General features: G+C 70.4%; 17 protein-coding genes. 13 read left to right on the forward strand and 4 right to left on the reverse strand.

The genetic code is table 11. The annotated features are described in order from the left end of the window. The coding region (locus Q0A33_RS13450; RefSeq protein ID WP_291797741.1) for a hypothetical protein at positions 1–677 on the reverse strand (677 nt) is incomplete at its 3' end. A 166-nt stretch (positions 678–843) separates the two neighbouring features. On the opposite strand from Q0A33_RS13450, the gene Q0A33_RS13455 reads away from it, so the two are divergent. The 4 genes from Q0A33_RS13455 (at position 844) to Q0A33_RS13470 (ending at position 5,635) form a co-directional block, all read left to right on the forward strand. Continuing rightward, positions 844–2,043 carry a hypothetical protein gene (locus Q0A33_RS13455; protein WP_291797744.1) on the forward strand — a complete coding sequence of 400 codons (1,200 nt, stop codon included), beginning with the start codon at positions 844–846 and terminating at the stop codon, positions 2,041–2,043. A 274-nt stretch (positions 2,044–2,317) separates the two neighbouring features. Further along, on the forward strand, positions 2,318–4,078 hold the full coding sequence (leuA, locus tag Q0A33_RS13460) for a 2-isopropylmalate synthase (RefSeq protein ID WP_291797747.1): 1,761 nt from the start codon (positions 2,318–2,320) through the stop codon (positions 4,076–4,078). Positions 4,079–4,109: 31 nt separating this feature from the next. Beyond that, on the forward strand, positions 4,110–4,838 hold the full coding sequence (recO, locus tag Q0A33_RS13465; protein ID WP_291797750.1) for a DNA repair protein RecO: 729 nt from the start codon (positions 4,110–4,112) through the stop codon (positions 4,836–4,838). Then, positions 4,835–5,635, forward strand: a complete 801-nt coding sequence (locus Q0A33_RS13470; protein ID WP_291797752.1) for an isoprenyl transferase — start codon at positions 4,835–4,837, stop codon at positions 5,633–5,635. Before recO ends, Q0A33_RS13470 begins: the two co-directional genes overlap by 4 nt. On the opposite strand, the gene Q0A33_RS13475 is transcribed toward Q0A33_RS13470, so the two are convergent. After that, complete coding sequence (locus Q0A33_RS13475) at positions 5,614–6,780, reverse strand: helix-turn-helix domain-containing protein (RefSeq protein WP_291797757.1); 1,167 nt, start codon at positions 6,778–6,780, stop codon at positions 5,614–5,616. The two genes, Q0A33_RS13470 and Q0A33_RS13475, sit on opposite strands and share 22 nt — an antisense overlap. Before the next feature lie 243 nt (positions 6,781–7,023). Between Q0A33_RS13475 and Q0A33_RS13480 the strand changes: the two genes are divergently transcribed. The 5 genes from Q0A33_RS13480 to Q0A33_RS13500 all read left to right on the forward strand — a co-directional run bounded on the left by Q0A33_RS13480 (position 7,024) and on the right by Q0A33_RS13500 (position 12,637). Further along, complete coding sequence (locus Q0A33_RS13480) at positions 7,024–7,779, forward strand: SDR family NAD(P)-dependent oxidoreductase (RefSeq protein WP_291797760.1); 756 nt, start codon at positions 7,024–7,026, stop codon at positions 7,777–7,779. A gap of 12 nt (positions 7,780–7,791) precedes the next feature. Then, the gene (locus tag Q0A33_RS13485) at positions 7,792–8,580 is read left to right on the forward strand and encodes an enoyl-CoA hydratase/isomerase family protein (RefSeq protein WP_291797763.1); all 789 of its coding nucleotides are present in this window, start codon (positions 7,792–7,794) and stop codon (positions 8,578–8,580) included. 13 nt (positions 8,581–8,593) lie between these two features. Beyond that, the gene (locus Q0A33_RS13490) at positions 8,594–9,451 is read left to right on the forward strand and encodes an enoyl-CoA hydratase (RefSeq protein WP_291797766.1); all 858 of its coding nucleotides are present in this window, start codon (positions 8,594–8,596) and stop codon (positions 9,449–9,451) included. Between the two features lie 10 nt (positions 9,452–9,461). Continuing rightward, the gene (locus Q0A33_RS13495) at positions 9,462–11,009 is read left to right on the forward strand and encodes a long-chain-fatty-acid--CoA ligase (RefSeq protein WP_291797769.1); all 1,548 of its coding nucleotides are present in this window, start codon (positions 9,462–9,464) and stop codon (positions 11,007–11,009) included. A gap of 65 nt (positions 11,010–11,074) precedes the next feature. Then, the gene (locus Q0A33_RS13500) at positions 11,075–12,637 is read left to right on the forward strand and encodes an AMP-binding protein (protein WP_291797772.1); all 1,563 of its coding nucleotides are present in this window, start codon (positions 11,075–11,077) and stop codon (positions 12,635–12,637) included. 30 nt (positions 12,638–12,667) lie between these two features. On the opposite strand, the gene Q0A33_RS13505 is transcribed toward Q0A33_RS13500, so the two are convergent. Next, positions 12,668–13,720, reverse strand: a complete 1,053-nt coding sequence (locus Q0A33_RS13505) for an ElyC/SanA/YdcF family protein (protein WP_291797775.1) — start codon at positions 13,718–13,720, stop codon at positions 12,668–12,670. A gap of 85 nt (positions 13,721–13,805) precedes the next feature. On the opposite strand from Q0A33_RS13505, the gene Q0A33_RS13510 reads away from it, so the two are divergent. From Q0A33_RS13510 to Q0A33_RS13525, 4 genes are all read left to right on the forward strand, one after another. After that, the gene (locus tag Q0A33_RS13510; protein WP_291797778.1) at positions 13,806–14,711 is read left to right on the forward strand and encodes an ABC transporter ATP-binding protein; all 906 of its coding nucleotides are present in this window, start codon (positions 13,806–13,808) and stop codon (positions 14,709–14,711) included. Further along, positions 14,708–16,321, forward strand: a complete 1,614-nt coding sequence (locus tag Q0A33_RS13515; RefSeq protein WP_291797780.1) for a hypothetical protein — start codon at positions 14,708–14,710, stop codon at positions 16,319–16,321. Before Q0A33_RS13510 ends, Q0A33_RS13515 begins: the two co-directional genes overlap by 4 nt. Beyond that, positions 16,318–16,818 (forward strand): hypothetical protein, encoded by a 501-nt coding sequence (locus Q0A33_RS13520; protein WP_291797783.1) that lies wholly within the window; start codon positions 16,318–16,320, stop codon positions 16,816–16,818. The genes Q0A33_RS13515 and Q0A33_RS13520 overlap by 4 nt, the downstream gene beginning before the upstream one ends. 289 nt (positions 16,819–17,107) lie before the next feature. Further along, on the forward strand, positions 17,108–17,383 hold the full coding sequence (locus Q0A33_RS13525) for a hypothetical protein (RefSeq protein WP_291797786.1): 276 nt from the start codon (positions 17,108–17,110) through the stop codon (positions 17,381–17,383). 206 nt (positions 17,384–17,589) lie between these two features. Here the strand turns inward: Q0A33_RS13525 and Q0A33_RS13530 are convergent. Continuing rightward, on the reverse strand, positions 17,590–17,937 hold a 348-nt coding region (locus Q0A33_RS13530; protein WP_291797791.1), incomplete at its 5' end, for a tyrosine-protein phosphatase.

Consider the following 17,937-nt stretch of genomic DNA (forward strand, 5'->3'; position numbering starts at 1 on the left):
ACGCCGGTCTTCCGGTTGTAGTCGATGGCGATGACGTAGTCGAAGACGTTCTCGTAGCCCTCCCCGTAGACGGCCTCCGCGCCTCCGCGGAGGCCCGCGTCCTGGTAGTAGGGCAGATCGGAGCCCGGGTCGTCGAGGAAGCCGCCGGCGTCGCTGAGGGAGAAGACGCCCTCGGGAGTGGTCTTGTCGCCCTCCCGGCGGTCCTCCCTCCACCCGTTCTGTCCGTTGATCGTGTCCCACCCCATCGTGCGCACCCAGCCGTCGTCCTCCCGCTCCCAGAGCGAGAGCTGCGAATCCGTGGAGGTCTCGTCCTCGCCGGAGACCACGACGAGCTGGGTGGTCTCCTCGGGCACCCGGGCGTAGGTCTTCTCGCCGAGGCCGGCGGGGCGGGGCAGAGCGGCGTCCTGCGCGTCTGCGTCCTGTGCGTCCGCAGCCGGGCCGTCGGCGTCCTGATCCGCGGCGGGCGTCTCCGAGGCCTCTGCCGGGGAGGGGGTGCGCTGGCTCGGGGCGGCGAAGCCGTCCGGTTCCCGCTGCGCGGGTGCGGCGAAGGCGTCGCCGTCCGCCGCGGCCGCGGGAAGCGCGCTGCGGAGGAGAGGCACCGTGAGCAGGCCCGCGGCGAGTGCCGCAGCGGCCACCCGTGCGGAGACCACTCGTGCAGAGAGGAGGGAAGGACGCATGTGAGCATTCTTCCACTTCTCGCAGGCCCCTGTCAGCCTGTGCTCCTCCCGTGGCCGCTGCGGCGCGGCGGTGCGGACGCCCGGTGTCCCGGGCCGTGACGGGTGCGCCGGGACGCGTCCGCCTCTCAAGCGGGGTCCAGGCTTCGCATCGTAGGATGTCGGCACTATGTCTGTACCTCCTCCTCCGCAGCACCCGCCGCCGCGCCGCGCTCCTCAGCCTCCCGTGGGCGAGGAGGGCGAGTCGCTCACCACCCAGCTGTACGTGGGCGGTGCGAGCGGTGCGGAGACCGCGTCCGGGGCGGCTGCCGAGGGCGAGTCGACGCAGATGCTGTCGATGGAGGAGCTCCGGCAGCTCGCGGCGGAGTCGCACGTGGACGAGATCGACGGTCCGCGGGAGGCCGGCGGGCGCGGGACGGCGAGGAAGGCCGGGGCCGAGGACGAGGCACGGGCGCAGGCGCAGGCCCCGCCCAGCGTGTTCAGCGCGCAGCCGGGCGCATCGGCGCCTCTGCACGCCCCGCAGCACGGCTCTTCGTCCCTGCAGGGGGTGTTCCCCACCGCTGCCGCCCCTGTCGCTCCTGCGCCGCAGGGGAGCTTCCCCCAGTCGCACAGCACCTTTCCCCAGGGCGCCTCGGGCTCTCAGGGGGTTCCGGGCGCGGCGGACCCGTACGGTTCTTCCGGCAGGCAGGCGGGAGTCGCCCCGCACCTCGCGGCGGCCGGCGGTGCCGGTCACGGCGGCGTGGGACAGGGAGGCGCACAGCCGAACGGGGCGCCGCAGGGCGACGGGCGGCAGAAGCGCCGCGGCGGTCTCCCGCCGGTCGCGGTGGTCTTCGTCATCATCGCCGCACTCGTGGTCTTCGGCGTGGGCGGATGGATCACCTACGACGTGCTCACCCGCGGCGGCGACTCCTCGCAGGACGTGGCGCCCCCTCCCGCGACGGAGGCCGCGGAGGGGCAGGACGACGAGAGTGCGGACGAGGACGCCCAGGGCGGCGACGACCTCGTCACCGGTGAGGACGAGGAGCCGGCGGAGTCGTTCGTCGTGCCCTCCGGGAACATCGGCTGCACCATCGACTCCGAACGCGCCCGCTGCATCATCAAGTCGTGGGACTTCACCCCGCCCGAGGCGCCGGACTCCTGCGACATGGACAAGTGGGGCTCCGTCGTGGTGGCGAATCGCGACGGCGCGGGATTCTCCTGCACGGAGGCGAACTTCCCGGTGGGTGCGGAGACTCTGGAGTACGGTCAGTCGGTCTCCGCGCACGGCATGTCCTGCCACTCCTCCGAGCAGGGCGTGCGCTGCGAGGCGGACGAGACCGAGGCGGGCTTCCAGATCGCCCGAGCGGGTGCGTCCTTCGACCAGCCCTGAGGCGGCCCGCGCCGGCGTTCCCCGGGCGACCGGGAGCCGGAGAGGGTCCGCGATGCGGACAGGCGGCTTCGTGCCGTGGCCCGGGGCACTATAGTGACGGGCATGTCCCACGGACTGCTCCTCCTTATCTGCCGCGGCGAGGCCTGATCCACGAGGCCGCCCCCCTCGCCGCGGAGTTCGCCGTGCCGGTCGCACACTGTTCACGAACCCGGTGCGGGTCACTCATCGACAGGACCCCGCCGCAGAGGCGAACACGAACACAGGAGTGAGAGCAATGGCCAATCTGCAGAAGCCCAGTCCCATGCCGTTCGGCAAGTACAAGTCGTTCTTCGACCGCATCCAGCTGGACATGCGGGACCGCACCTGGCCGGACAACCGGCTCACCAAGGCCCCGCGCTGGCTGTCCACGGATCTGCGCGACGGCAACCAGGCCCTCATCGACCCCATGACGGTCGAGCGCAAGCGCCGGATGTTCGACCTCCTCGTGAAGCTGGGCTTCAAGGAGATCGAGGTGGGCTTCCCGGCGGCGAGCCAGCCGGACTTCGACTTCGTGCGGCAGATCATCGAGGAGGACGCGATCCCGGACGACGTCCGCATCAGCGTCCTCACCCAGGCCCGCGAGGATCTCATCGAGCGCACGGTGGAGAGCCTGCGGGGAGCGGCGAAGCCCACCGTGCACCTCTACAACGCCACTGCCCCCGTCTTCCGCAAAGTGGTCTTCGGCCTCGACGGCGACGGCCGCGACGAGATCCGCGACATCGCGCTGCGAGGCACGCAGGCCGTCATGAAGCATGCGGAGTCGATGCTCGGCGACGCGGAGTTCGGCTACCAGTACTCCCCGGAGATCTTCGTGGACACGGAGCCGGACTTCGCCATCGACGTGGTCAGCGGCGTCCTCGACCTGTGGCAGCCCGGCGCCGGCCGTGAGACGGTCGTGAACCTGCCGGCGACGGTGGAGCGCGGCACCCCCAACACCTACGCGGACCAGATCGAGTGGTTCATCCGGAACATGCCCTACCGCGAGGACGTGGCGGTCTCGCTGCACCCGCACAACGACCGTGGCACCGGCGTGGCGGCGGCCGAGCTGGGCCTCATGGCCGGTGCGGACCGGGTGGAGGGGTGCCTGTTCGGCAACGGCGAGCGGACCGGCAACCTCGACCTCGTGACGGTGGCGCTGAACCTGTACTCGCAGGGCATCGATCCGGAGCTTGACTTCTCCGACATCGACGAGGTCATCCACACCGTGGAGCACTGCAACCAGATCGGCGTGCACGAACGCCACCCCTACGGCGGCGATCTCGTGTTCACCTCGTTCTCCGGTTCGCACCAGGACGCGATCAACAAGGCGTTCGCGCGCCGTGAGAAGGACGCCTTCGAGGCGGGCGTGCCGGTCGACCTGCAGGAGTGGGACATGCCCTACCTGCCGGTGGACCCCAAGGACCTGGGCCGCACCTACGAGGCCGTCATCCGCGTGAACTCGCAGTCCGGCAAGGGCGGCGTGACGTACCTGCTCAAGAGCGAGTACGGGCTGGACACGCCGCGACGCATGCAGGTGGAGTTCTCCAAGGTCGTGCAGGCGCACACGGACGGCGGCGGCGAGGTCACCGCCAAGGAGATCTGGCGCATGTTCTCCGACGAGTACCTGCCGGCCGACGACGCCTCCGCGAAGTGGGGCCGCTTCGAGATCCTCGGCCTGCGCACGGAATCGGCGCACACCGAGGAGGACGAGGGCGGTCGCCACGGTGAGCGCATCGAGGTGGATCTGCGGGTCGACGGCCAGGAGCGGACGTTCGAGGGCAGCGGCAACGGACCCGTCGCCGCGCTGGTGAACATCCTCAACGACCGCTTCGACCTGGACATCCGGCTGCAGGACTACACGGAGCACGCCGTGGGCACGGGCGCGGACACCACCGCCGCGGCGTACGTGGAGCTCGCGGTGGGCGACCGGGTGCTGTGGGGCGCAGGCCTCCACCCCAACATCACCAAGGCGACGCTCAAGGCGATCATCTCCGCGGTGAACCGTGCCGTTCGCTGAGGTCTGAGCCCGGTGGTGGGATAATCACCGGGTGAAGCACTACAGGGATGAGGCGGTCGTCCTCGGCGGGCACAAGCTCGGCGAGGCCGACCGCATCGTCGTCCTCCTCACCCGCGACCACGGGCTGGTGCGCGCCGTGGCGAAGGGGATCAGGCGCACCAAGTCGCGGTTCGGCTCCCGGCTGGAGCCGTTCATGTTCGTCGACGTGCAGGCCCACGTGGGCCGCTCGCTGGACGTCATCACCCAGGTGGAGCTCAAGGAGCCCTTCGCCCGCGGGATCGCGGCGGACTTCGACACGTACTCCGCCGCCTCGGTGATGGCGGAGACGGCGCAGAAGCTCACCGAGGACGAGCCGCGGACCCGGGGGCAGTTCCTCCTGCTGCTGTCCGCGCTGCGGTCCCTGTGCCGCGGCGAGCATCCCCCGCGCCTCAGCCTCGACGCCTATCTGCTGCGGGCGATGTCCCTGGGCGGCTGGGCCCCCAGCCTCACGGACTGCGCGCAGTGCGGGGCGCCGGGTCCGCACCGCGGCTTCTCCCCGGCGATGGGCGGGACCGTCTGTCCGGACTGCCGTGCGCCCGGTACGGCGCTGCACTCCGTGGCGGTGATCGAGCACCTGGCCGCCCTCCTCACGGGGGACTGGTCCCGGGTGGAGGACTCGCCTGTGCATCACGCGGCCGAGGCCTCGCGCCTGGTCGCCTCCTTCGTCCACTGGCATCTGGAGCGCCGCGTGCGCTCCCTCACCGTCCTGGAGCGCATATGAGCTATCCCGCACCCCCGCCGCATCCGAGCGGAGCGCGTGCGCCGCAGATCGAGAAGCGGTTCCTGCCGCGGCACGTGGCCGTCGTGATGGACGGCAACGGCCGCTGGGCCAATGAGCGGGGGCTGCCGCGCACGGAGGGCCACAAGGCGGGGGAGGCCTCGCTCCTCGACGTCATCCACGGGGCGATCGAGGTGGGCGTGGAGTACCTGAGCGCCTACGCCTTCTCGACGGAGAACTGGAAGCGTTCGCCGGCGGAGGTCCGGTTCCTCATGGGGTTCAACCGTGACGTCATCCGTCGTCGCCGCGACGAGCTGCACGCGCTGGGCGTGCGGATCGTGTGGGCGGGGCGGCCCGGCCGGCTCTGGAAGTCCGTCATCCGCGAGCTCGAGGACGCCGCGGAGATGACGAAGCACAACACCGGGCTCGTCCTGCAGTTCTGCGTGAACTACGGAGGTCGCACGGAGCTCGTCGATGCGATGCGGGAGCTCGCGGCCGAGGCCGCCGCCGGCAGGATCTCCCCGGACCACATCACGGAGAAGTCCATCGCCAGGCGCCTGTATGCGCCCGAGGTGCCCGACGTGGACCTGTTCCTGCGCTCCTCCGGCGAGCAGCGCACCTCGAACTTCCTCCTCTGGCAGTCCGCCTACGCGGAGTTCGTCTTCCAGGACGTGCTGTGGCCGGACGTGGACCGGCGCACGCTCTGGGACGCGGTGCTCGAGTACGCGGGCCGCGACCGGCGGTTCGGGGGAGCGGTGGACGCGGTGGGAGCCGGGTCTCAGGAGGAGGGCGCGGGCTGATCGCCGTGCAGGACCGCCATGGCGATCGCCTGCACATTGGAGGCGAAGGTCGTCCGCGCGCTCACCCGCGGCGTCCGGCCGAGGTCGCTGAGGATCGCCGTGGCGATGATGACCCGCATCCGGGCCTCGAGGCGACCGGCGGCGGGATCGGCCTCGCAGACGAGCGCGGTCCATTCGTCGATGTACTCCGACTGCGCGCGCTGCGTGCCGGCGATGAGCTCGTCCCCGATCTCCGGTTCGACCACCCAGCGGGTCCATGTCCGGGACAGCCGCAGCTGTCCCTCCACGAGGAGGCGCAGCGCCGACTCCGGCGAGTCGGCCTCGGCCAGCGCCCGGTCGAGGACGAACCAGGCGGCATGCCTGCCGCGGTCCAGCACGCCCCTGAGCAGGTCCGCCTTGCTCTCGAAGTACCCGTAGAGGCTGGGCCCCGTCACGCCGGCGGCGGCGGCGATGTTCGCCATCGACGTCTCCGAGTAGCCCCGTTCCCCGAACTGCTCCGTGGCCGCGAGCAGGAGGCGTTCCCGGCGAGACTGCGGCAGGCGCCGGGGCGACGTCGGCATCCACGGGCCCGTGGGCACCAGCTGCGTGCGGATGAGGACCGACATCGCCGTGCGGACGCCGGCGACCCGCTCGTCCTCGGGAACCCTGCCGCTTCGTGTCACGAGGCCGGCGAGTGCGGAGTGCAGGGACCAGGCCAGGATCTCCGCCTGCCCGTCGTCGAGCTCCGGGCGGGCGCGGCCGAGCACGGGCAGGAACGAGTGCGTCCACCGGCGCAGCCGCGCACGCATCTCCCGCTGCGACTCCGGGGGGAGGTAGCGGATCTCCCGGAACCACAGGACGCCCAGATAGGGACGCGCGGACACCGCGGCGATCGCCCCGTCGATGAAGGCCTCCGGGGTGGCGTCGCGGATGGGGTCGTCCTGGTAGGCGAAGCCGTCCAGACACACGGCACGGAGCAGATCCGCCTTGTCGGAGAAGTGCCGGTACAGAGCTCCCGCGGTGATGCCGACCCCCGCGGCGATGGTCGCCATGGAGACGTTGGGGAAGCCGTGGTCGACGAACAGCTCCCGGGCGTGCGCGACGATCTGCCGTCTGCGGTCGCGGGGGCGTCTGCGCCCTGCGGTCGGCTCTTCGCGGCCGGTCATACCCGCTCCTTCTCGGGGAGGAATCGACATTCACTTCTGCTTCACTGTAGTCCTTGGGACAGCCTTGGAGAGCCGCAGCGACGTCAGTGTTACCTGAATGGCCGTTGACTTATCCGTCTCACCGCGGTCTACTGGAAAGCGATGGGAGGAGGCACAGAGAGGTGCTTCCCGCCCAGCGGCAGCGGTGGCTCCCTGTGCTCCCGCTCCGCTGCGGACCCGCCACGGAACACGGAGGAGTGCGGAGTGGAAGTGGGGAACGCGATCGCGCTGGTCACCGGCGGAGCCTCCGGGCTGGGGCGGGCAGCAGCGCATCGGCTGGCCGCATCCGGCGCCCGGGTCGTGATCGCGGATCTTCCGTACACACAGGCGCACGTGGAGGCCGAGTTCGGCGGTCGCGTGGAGTTCGCCCCGGCCGACGTGACGGACGAGTCCGCCATCGCCGCGGCCGTCCGCGCCGCGAGCGGGCTCGGTCCCCTCCGCATCCTGGTCGCCTGTGCCGGCATCGCCGATCAGGGCCGTCTCCTCGGCTCGCGGGGCCCGGTGGACCTGCGGAGAGTGCGGCACGTGATGGATGTGAACTTCGTGGGTGCGGTGGGTGCACTCGCCCATGCCGCTGACGCCATGCAGCACAACGAGCCGCTGGACGGAGACCGCGGCGTCGCGGTCCTCGTCTCCTCGGCGGCCGGACTGGACAGCAGCTCCGTGTCCTACGGCGGGTCGAAGGCCGCGGTCGCCGGGATCGCGCTGGCCGCCGCACGCGAACTCGCCGGGCGGGCGATCAGGGTGGCCGCCGTCGCCCCCGGAGTCTTCGACACGGAGATGGTCGCCGGGATGAGCACGGCCGCGGTGGAGAGCCTCGGCCGGCCGGCGCACCCGCCGCGCCGCGGCGCGGCCGAGGAGTTCGCCGGCCTGGTCCAGCACATCATCGAGAACCCGATGATCAACGGTGAGGTGATCCGGCTCGACGCGGCGCTGCGCGCTCCGGCCCGGATCCGGTGAGAGGACGAGGCAGTGTCGGACTCCGGATGCCCGGTGGTGAGGACGCAGGTGCGGGACGCGATCGGTGTCATCACCCTGAACCGCCCCCAGCGCCTCAACGCCGTGACGCACGAGGTGATCATCCGGCTTCGCGAGGCATTCCGGGACCTCGGCGGCCGGGACGGCGTCCGGGCGATCGTCCTGCGCGGCGAGGGCCGGGCCTTCTGCGCGGGTCTCGACCTGGAGGCCGGCATCGGCGATCCAGCGGTCGCGGACCCGGCTCTCGCGATGGAGCAGGGGATGCGCACAGGCGCGGATCTCATCCGGACGATGCGCGCCGTCCCGCAGCCGGTCATCGCGGTCGTCCAGGGGCACGCGGTCGGCGCGGGCTTCGCGCTCGCAGCGGCCTCGGACGTGCGGTTCATCGGCCCTGCGGCGGTGTTCTCCGCCCCGTTCCTCCGGCTCGGGATGAGTGTCGGGGATCTGGGCCTGTCATGGTTCCTCCCGCGGCTCATCGGTCAGGGCCGCGCCTCCGAGCTGTTCCTCTCCGCCGGAGAGCTCACGGCCGGAGACGCGGTGGAGTACGGCCTGGCGATCCGGATCTGTGAGGATCCTCTGGATGCGGCCACGGAGTATGCCCGCGACCTGGCCGCGTTCCCGGTCTACGGCGTCCGGGCGAGCAAGGCGCTGATGGACGCGAGCGGCTCCGCCGGCCTCCACGAACACCTCGACTCCGAGGCCCGGGCGCAGGTCGTCGGAGGGCTGAGCCTGCCGGCGCGGGAGGCCATGGCGGCCCTGCTCGCAGAGACGAAGAAGGACTGACGGAGGAGAAGGCATGAGCACGAGTGCCCGGTACATCCGGACGGAGAGGCCGCGGCCGGGGATCGCCCGCGTGGTCCTCGCCCGCGCGCAGACCCGCAATGCGCAGAGCCCCGAGCTGCTCAAGGAGCTCGACGCGGCATTCATGGACGCCGTGCGCGAGGCGGAGGTCAGCGTCATCGTGCTCGCGGCGGACGGACCGGACTTCTCCTCCGGCCACGACCTCAGAGCGCCCATGGAACTCGACGGGGAGCCTATCGCCACGATGCACGCGCGCTCGGATCAGGGCGGCATCGACGGCCACTTCGCCTTCGAGTGCGAGGCCTTCCTGGGACTGAGCCTGCGCTGGCGGGACATACCCAAGCCGACGATCGCGCAGGTCCAGGGCCGCGTCATCGCCGGCGGGCTCATGGTGGCGTGGCCGATGGACCTCATCGTCGCCTCGGAAGACGCAAGCTTCTCCGATCCGGTCGCCGCTTTCGGCGTCAACGGCGTCGAGTACTTCGCGCACGTCTTCGAGGTCGGTGTCCGCAAGGCCCGCGAGATGCTCTACACCGGCATGGCCGTGTCCGCGCACGAGGCCAGGGAACTCGGCATGGTCAACCATGTGGTGCCGCCGGACGAACTCGAGTCCTTCACCCTCGACCTGGCCGCACGCATCGCCGCCCGGCCGCAGTTCGGCCTGCGCCTGTCCAAGATGAGCATCAACCAGCAGCTGGACGCGATGGGCCAGCGGCAGTCGTTCGAGGCGGCTCTGTCGCTGCACAACCTGGGCCATGCGCAGAACATGCTCGCGCACGGCACCGTGGTCCATCCGGAGGGCGCCGCCGTCATCCGGGAAGAGGCGAAGCACCACACCGCCGAGAGGGAGTAGGAGATCCACCATGCAGATCACACAGTCACTGCACCGCGCTGTGCAGGCCGTGCCCCATGAGGTGTGCACGGTGTTCGGCGAGAGGAAGCGCACGTTCGCCGAGGTCGCCGATCGGGTGGCTCGATTCGCCGGCGCCCTGCAGCGGCTGGGTGTGGGCGACGGGGAACGCGTCGGCATCTATGCGCTCAACAGCGACCGGTACCACGAGTTCCTCCTGGCGGTCCCCTGGGCTGGAGGGGTGGTTAACCCCGTCAACGTGCGCTGGAGCCCCGCGGAGGTCGCCTACTCCCTGGTCGACTGCCAGACCGAGATCCTGCTGGTCGACGATGCCTTCATAGGCACGATCGCGGAGGTGCGGGAGAAGGCTCCCGCTCTCCGCACCGTCATCCACATGGGCGAGCACGCGGCTCCGGACGGCGTTCTCGACTACGAGGAGCTGATCAGCGGGACGGAGCCGGTCGAGGACGTCCGCCGCCGCGACCGGGACCTCTACGGGATCTACTACACGGGAGGGACCACCGGAGCGCCGAAGGGCGTCATGCTCGACCACCGGGCGATGCTGACCTCGGCGATGGGATCCTCGATCAGTGCAGGAACCGTGGCCCTGCGCGGGGTCCTGCTGCACGCCGCTCCGATGTTCCACCTCGCGGACGGCGCAGCGGGCAACCAGGCGAATCTGACCCTGAGCACCCACGTGATGGTGCCGAGCTTCACGCCGGCCGGAGTGATCGAGGCGATCCAGGAGCACGGGGTCACCAACCTGTTCCTCGTGCCGACGATGATCCAGATGCTCCTGGACGCACCGGAATCAGCGAGTGCGGACTTCTCCACCGTCGAACAGGTGCTCTACGGCGCCTCGCCCATGTCGGAGACGCTGCTGCGGCGCGCGCAGGACGTGTTCGCCAACGCGGGCTTCATCCAGGCCTACGGGATGACCGAACTCGCCCCGGTCGCCACCGTGATGAGTCCGGCCGACCACGGCAGGCCGGAACTCGCCCGGTCCTGCGGACGCGCCGCCGCGCACTCCGAGGTCCGGGTGGTGGATCCCGACGACACCGAGCTGCCGCCGGGAGACGTGGGCGAGATCGTGGCCCGGGGCGATCACGTCATGCAGGGGTACTGGAACAAGCCGCAGGAGACCGAGGCGGCGCTGCGGGGCGGCTGGATGCACACCGGGGACATGGGCTACATGAATGAGGACGGCTACTTCTTCGTCGTCGACCGCCTCAAGGACATGATCATCACCGGCGGCGAGAACGTCTACTCCGTCGAGGTCGAGAACGTCCTGGCGAAGATCCCGCAGGTCGAGTCCGTCGCGGTGGTCGGTGCGCCGGACGAGGAATGGGGCGAGCGCGTGCACGCCTTCGTCATCCTGCGCGAGGGGGAGACGCTCACGCTGGAGGAGGTCCAGGCCTTCTGCAAGGAGCACATCGCCAACTACAAGATCCCGCGCTCCATGGAAATCGTGCCCGTGTTCCCCCTGTCCGGCGCGGGGAAGATCCTCAAACGCGATCTGCGCAAGGAGCTGTGGGACGACGCAGGACGATCGGTCAACTGAGGCCCACCGGCACCGTTCGCGGTGCCGCCGCTCAAGTGCGAACAGACGCAGGAAGAGGTGCGAGGATGAACAAGGCAACCGGAACGCTCACGGTGGGCAACCTCCTCACGGTCGCGGCCCGCCGCTTCCACGGGAGGACGATGCTCCGCTGCGTGACGACGGGACGGAGCTTCACCTTCGGAGAGGCGAACACCCGGGTCAATCGTCTGGCGAACGGTCTGTCCTCCTTCGGTGTGCGCAAGGGGGACTGCGTCGCCTTCCTGTGCAACAACCGCGCGGAACTGGTCGAGACGTACTTCGCCCTGGCGAAGCTCGGAGCCGTCGGCATGCCGATCAACTACCGGCTGAGCACATCGGAGATCGCCGACCTCCTGCAGCTCAGCGATGCCGGGACCCTCATCTTCGCGCCGCGCTTCGCAGCTGCGGTCGAGGGCCTGCACACGGGTGCCGACGGCAGCGACGGCCATGAGCGCTCCGGACTGCGCTGCATCGCGATCGGTGAGGAGGTCCCGGGCTTCGCTCAGGGATACGAGGAGCTGCTGGAGGGATCGTCCCCGGAGGAGCCGGGCACCGTCGTCACGGAGGAAGACCCGCAGTACTTCAACCTCACCTCGGGCACCACGGGGTCTCCCAAGACCTACCTTCTCAACCACTACAACAACGCTCTGGCGGGAACACTCATGGCCGGCCAGTTCGATCTCACCGGCACCGACGTCGTCCTCACCGTCTTCCCGATGTTCGGCCGGGTGGGGTTCGGCTGGACGCTGGCGGCCGTGTACAGCGGGCTGCCGAACGTCATCATGGACTTCGAGCCGCGAGCTGTGGCGGCGGCGATCCAGGACGAGAAGTGCACGATCGTCAATCTGGTGCCCACCATGGCGCAGATGCTCATGGGGCTGGACGACATCGAGGCCCGCGACCTGAGCTCCCTGCGCGGGATCGTCTACGCCGGCGCGCCTCTGCCCACGCCCGTCCATGAGGCCACCGTCCGGCAGCTGTGTCCGCACGTCTACGAGTACTACGGCATGCAGGAGACGGGTGTCGTCGTCGACATCAAGCCGGAGGAGAAGCGGACGCACCCGACCTCGGTCGGACGGGTCTCTCCCTTCTGCGAGGTCCGCGCGGTCGATCCGGAGGGCAACGACGTCCCTGCAGGGGAGAACGGTGCGATCATCGTGCAGGCGCCGACCTCGACCACGGGGTACTACCGGAACCCGGAGAAGTCCCGCGAGACCTTCCGCGACGGGTGGATCCACACCGGCGACATCGGTCGCTTCGACGAGGACGGCTTCCTCTACATCACCGGCCGGGCCAAGGACGTCATCGTCACCGGCGGGCAGAACGTGTTCGCGACCGAGGTCGAGGACCTGCTGCTCCGCCACCCCGGTGTGGCGGACTGCTCGGTGATCGGACTGGCCGACGAGTTCTGGGGTGAGAGGGTCACGGCCGTGGTGGTGGCCGCACCGGGAGCCGAGGTGACCGAGGAGGCTCTCATCGAGTACTGCAGGCAGTCCCTGGCCGGGTTCAAGACGCCCAAAGCGGTGCTGTTCCGCACGGATCCCATCCCGCGGACTCCGACGGGGAAGGTCACCAAATACTCGCTGCTGGAGGAGTACGCGCCGTCGTGACCGGCGGCCTGTGCGGGCGGCAGCCTGCGCTCAGTTGAGGTTCCAGAGCAGCCAGCCGAACGCGCCGGTGAGCAGGATGCTCGGAAGCAGCAGAAGCACGTGCAGACGCCGGTGCATGTTCGCCACGGCGACGAATTCGCGGAGGAAGGCGCTGGGGACGAAGTACCGCGCGGTCCTCGCGCCGACCGCGTCCGCATCGATGCCCACCGCGCGTGAGAGCAGCGCCGTCCGCGGCACGTGATAGCCGTTCGTGACGACGAGCAGGTGTCCGCCGGCGGGCCCCTGCCGGCCGCCGGCATCCTGGCCGTCCGCGTTCCGCTCGTCGACCAGCCTGCGGGAGAAGAGGAGGTTCTCCTCCGTGGTGCGGGCGCGGTCCTCGGCGAGGACCGCGCCCGCGGGCACTCCGCTGTCCCTGAGGTACTCCGCCATCGCCTCGCCCTCCGGGCGGGGCTCGTCCTGGCCCTGGCCGCCGGAGGGCACCAGGTAGAGAGGTGCTGCGCCTGCGGCGAGCTGCTGCTCGAACTCGAAGCGGCCCCGGTCCAGGCGGGCGCGGAGCAGCGGAGGCACCTCGCCGCGGATGAGCCGGGATCCGAGGACCACGACGGCATCCGGTTCCGGACGTGGCCGGCGGCGGGCGTACAGGCGGGCGAAGGTCAGGAACACGAGGAACGCCGTACCCAGATGCGCGCAGACGAGGAACAGCAGCATCGCTCCGGCGATGCCCAGAGGGCTCAGGGTGAGCGCCAGCGGGATCGCGACGGCCGGGGCGGCGAGGAGGCCGATGCCTGCCAGGAGCGACAGGGAGTTGCCGAGGCTGCGGCCCTCGCGCCGGAACATCCGCATGCCGTTGCGGATGAGGACGCCGCTGAGCACGAGGACGGAGAGCGGGAAGAGGAACAGCACCCCCAGCACCAGGAAGCCCGCCGCGCCGGGGAGTAGGAGTGCGATGAGCTCCAGGACCGCGGAGACCGCGAAGTAGCAGGTGAGGAGGAAGACCGCCGCATTCCGGAGACGGCGCGGCTCCTCTGCCCACATTCGCCGGAACAGGAATCCGAGGCACACGGCGCAGAGGAGGCTGAACATGGAGGGGAGTCTATCGAGAGGCGGAAGCGGGAGGGTGCACGCACACTAATTTCATAAACTAGTGAAAATAGGTATGCTCACTGTCATGACTGCTGTCGTGCGTGCCCGAGGACTGGAGAAGAGATTCGGCTCGTTCCGAGCCCTTGACGGCCTCGACCTCGAAGTCGAGGCCGGCGAGGTGCACGGGTTCCTCGGGCCCAACGGCGCGGGGAAGTCGACGACCATCCGGGTGCTGCTCGGCCTCTATCGGTCCAGCGGCGGAGAGGTGCAGCTGTTCGGCCGGCGTCCGTGGGTGCGCCCGGCGGAGCTGCATCGGCGTCTGGCCTACGTTCCCGGTGACGTGACTCTGTGGCCGTCCCTGACCGGAGGAGAGGCCATCGACCTTCTGATCCGGCTGCGGGGCGGCAGTGCGGTCCACTCGGATCGGGAACGGCTGATCGAGGCATTCGACTTCGACCCGACCGCTCGCATCCGCACCCTCTCGAAGGGCAACCGGCAGAAGGTCGCGCTGATCGCGGCGTTCGCGCTGCCGGTGGAGCTGTACATCTTCGACGAGCCGACCTCGGGCCTGGATCCGCTCATGGCTCGCCGCTTCCAGGCCGAGGTCGCCCGGGTCGCGGCTCGGGGATCCTCGGTCCTGCTGTCCAGCCACATCCTCGCGGAGGTCGAGGAGGTGGCCGACCGGCTCTCACTCATTCGCAGGGGCCGGCGGGTGGAGACGGGCACCCTTGCCGAGCTGAGGCACCTCACCCGAGCGGAGTACGAGGTCCCGGCGGTCCTGGACCAGGCCGTGTGCGAACGCCTCCGGGGTGTGGTCCACGAGTTCGCGGAGTCGGAAGGGCGCACGCGCTTCACGGTCGAGGCCGCTGACACGGCCACGGTGCTCGCGCTGCTGGCCGAGGCGCGGATCACCGGGCTGACGGTGCGGCCGCCGTCGCTCGAGGAGCTGTTCCTGCGCCACTACCGCGACGACCGGCAGGGTGCGGCATGACCGGGGTGTTCCTGCTGACGCAGGTCGCGCTGCGCCGGGATCGCGGCCGGCTGTTCGCGTGGTCCGTCGGCATGCTGGCATTCGCGACTGTCTGCGCGATGCACGTGACGAGCGGATTCGGTGAGGAGGCTGTGCGCGCGGCCTCGCTGCGCGCCGCGATCGACAGTCCCGCTCTGCTCGTGGGGCGCGGGCTGCCGATGGGGGCTTCGCACGGAGCGTTCCTCTTCTACACCCACGGGGTGCTTCTCGCGAACGTCTTCGCGCTGTTCGCCGTGTTCTTCACGATCCGCCACGGCCATGCCGAGGAGGACGACGGCAGCCGGGAGCTCATGCGAGCTGCGGCCACCGGGAAGACCGCGAGCCTCGCCGCCGCTCTCGCCGCCGGGACGGCCGGGCTCCTGCTGCTCGCCCTTGCGATGATCGCAGGACTGCTCATCGGCGGTGCTCAGCCGGGAGGGGCGTTCCGGGCAGGGCTGGTCTGCGCGCTCGTCGGCGCGGTGTTCCTGCCTCTCGGTGCCCTGTCGGGTCAGATCGCCCCCACCTCCCGCGCGGCCGCCGGCCTGTCCTTCGCCGTGGTCATCGGGTTCTTCGCCGTGCGAGTGGCCGCCGACCTCCTTGCCGACGTCGATCCGGCAACGCTCGTGGGCTCCCCGGTGCCGCTCGCGTGGTTCTCGCCGTTCAGCCTCGCCGGGATCGCCGATCCGTTCGGCTCGCTCGATCTCCGGGCGCTGCTCGTCCTCGTCGCTGCGACGGTGCTCGGTCTCGCCGCCGCCTTCGTCTGCGAACGGCGACGCGAGTTCGGGGAGTCGGCGCTGCGCGCCCGGCCGGGGCCGCCACATGCACCGGCCTCGCTGCGTACGCCCCTGCAGGTGCAGCTCCGTCTGCAGCGAGGCACTCTCGTGGCGATGGCGCTCGCCGGTGCCGTCGTCGGAGCGTTTGCCGCGGTCATGGCGGGCATGGCCCTCGGAAGCGAGCAGGACCAGTCTCTCGATGCCGCCATCCGGGACGTCGTCGGCGGTGACGGCTCGCTCTATGATCTGCTGCTGGGCTACGTCATGGTGCTCGTCGGCGAATGCGCGGCTGTCGCCGGTGCCCTGACCGTGCTGCATGCGCGGCGTGAGGAGAGGGCAGGGAACGGCGAGCTCGTGCGCGCCGCTGCGAGCGGTCCGGGACGGTGGCTCGCCTCCGTGCTCGGAGCCGGTCTCGTCTCGGTGCTCACGGTCCTCGCGGCGGCGGCGCTCGGGGCGATGCTCGTCCATCTGCTCCGGGGTGCTGATGCCGGCCTGGTCCTGGGGCTGTCTGCGGCAGCGGCGGCCCAGGCTCCCGCCGCGCTTCTGCACCTGGGCCTCATCGGACTCGTGTTCGCTGTGCGGCCCCGTCTCACAGCGGGCGTCGCCTGGTCCGTCCTCGTCCTCGGCGTGGTCATCGCCGAACTCGGCGGCAGGCTGGGGCTGCCCGAGTGGATTCTCGTCCTCTCGCCGTTCCTCCACAGCCCGCTCGTGACGATGCCCGATACTCAGTGGGCAGGCGCGATCTGGATGACTGCCGTCTCCCTGGTCCTCGCCTTCCTCGCCGTCGCCGCCTACAGGAGAAGGGACCTCACCCCATGACCTCTGACCCGAGGAAGTCCGACTCGACGAGGCCGATTCCCCGCGCGGAGCCTGACGAGGAGACTCGCCGATACGCCGACGGACTCGCCGGACTGCTGGAAGCGGCCGGTTTCCCGAGGATGCCGGCTCGTGTGCTCATGGCGCTGCTCACGAGCCCGCACGACGGACTCACCGCCGAGCAGCTGAGCGACGTTCTCGATGCCAGCCGGGCTGCGATCTCCGGGGCGGTGCGCTATCTCGAATCCGTGCGGGTGCTCCGGGCCGATTCGCTCCCGAAGACCCGCAAGCGGGTCTACCGGGTCGTCTCCGGGTGGTACACGGCCACGCTCAGCCGCCGCTCGCTCTACCGTGAGCTCGCCGAGCGAGCGGCACAGCGTCCGCCCGCACTCGCAGAAGGCACTGCGGCAGGGGAGCGAGTGCGGGAGATGGCCGACTTCTACGCCTTCCTGGATCGCCGCTTCCCGGAGCTGCTCGAGGAATGGGAGTCCCGGCGCTGATCTGCGCGTCGCACTCATGCAGCTCGTCCTCGTGGCGGGCACCTCGTGTGCGGGACTTTCGTCCCGCTCTCGCTCCGGGCCATCCGCTCGATCAAGCTGCGCTGAGGCGCCGCGGGAGGTGGTCGCGGCATGCACGGCCGGCGGCACGGATGCGGCCCTCCTCCTTTCGCGAAGCCCGCGCAGGACACGTATCATCGGGGGAGAGCGCAGACGGCCTTCGCGTGAGCAGAGATGTGCGCGCCGGGCCGGTTGCACCGCACCCGCCCCCCATCCTCACCGGAAGGCAGCCATGGACCACCTCATCTACCTCGCCACCGTGCATCCCGCTCTCATCATCTCCCTCGTCGTGATCGTGGGGCTCGGCCTCATCTTCGGGCTCGGGGCCGTCTTCAACATGGGTTCGCCGGACCGCCATCCCAGCCGCACCCCCGAGGTGATCGCCCGCGAGGACCAGGAGCGCGCCGAGAACACCGCAGCAGTGCTGGGCCACGTGCGCAGCGGCATCGAGGAGCGCGCACAGGCACGCCGGACCGGGCAGCAGTCCGAGGCGAAGTCGATCCACTGAGCATCCGGGCGGTGCGGCTCGCAGCCGCGTCCGCCTGCGCAGGCGCACTGCACACACGCGCAGAACTCCTCCCCGCCGTTGCATTCGGCGGGGAGGAGTTCTGCGCGTGGTGCGCCGGCCGTTCCGGCGGCTGCCGCCCCGGTTCGTGGGTCTCCGGTCGCGGGTTCACCCTCTCTCAGAGGCGGATCGCCTTCGCGCGCGCGTGCTCACGGATGCGGCTCGCTCCGGGTGAGCGCGGCACGCAGCTCTCCCTGTGCCTGTGCGTCGAGCCCGAGGCCGTCGGAGAAGTAGCCGTGGATCGAGCCGAAGTGTCGCCTCATCTCGTCCAGGGCCGCGTGCAGATAGCTGGGATCGACGCCGAGCACCGGCTTGAGGATCTCCGGATCGCCGCCCGCGGCGGTGAACTGCTCGAACAGGCCCTGGAACGCGGGCAGCAGATCGCGATTAGTGAGCAGATAGTCGGCGAACACGTCCTCCTCGTCGACGCCGAGCAGGAGGAGGGCCGCCGCGGCGGCCCAGCCGGTGCGGTCCTTGCCGGTGGTGCAGTGGAACAG

The sequence above is a fragment of the Brevibacterium sp. genome (assembly GCF_022712115.1).
GTDB lineage: Bacteria > Actinomycetota > Actinomycetes > Actinomycetales > Brevibacteriaceae > Brevibacterium > Brevibacterium salitolerans.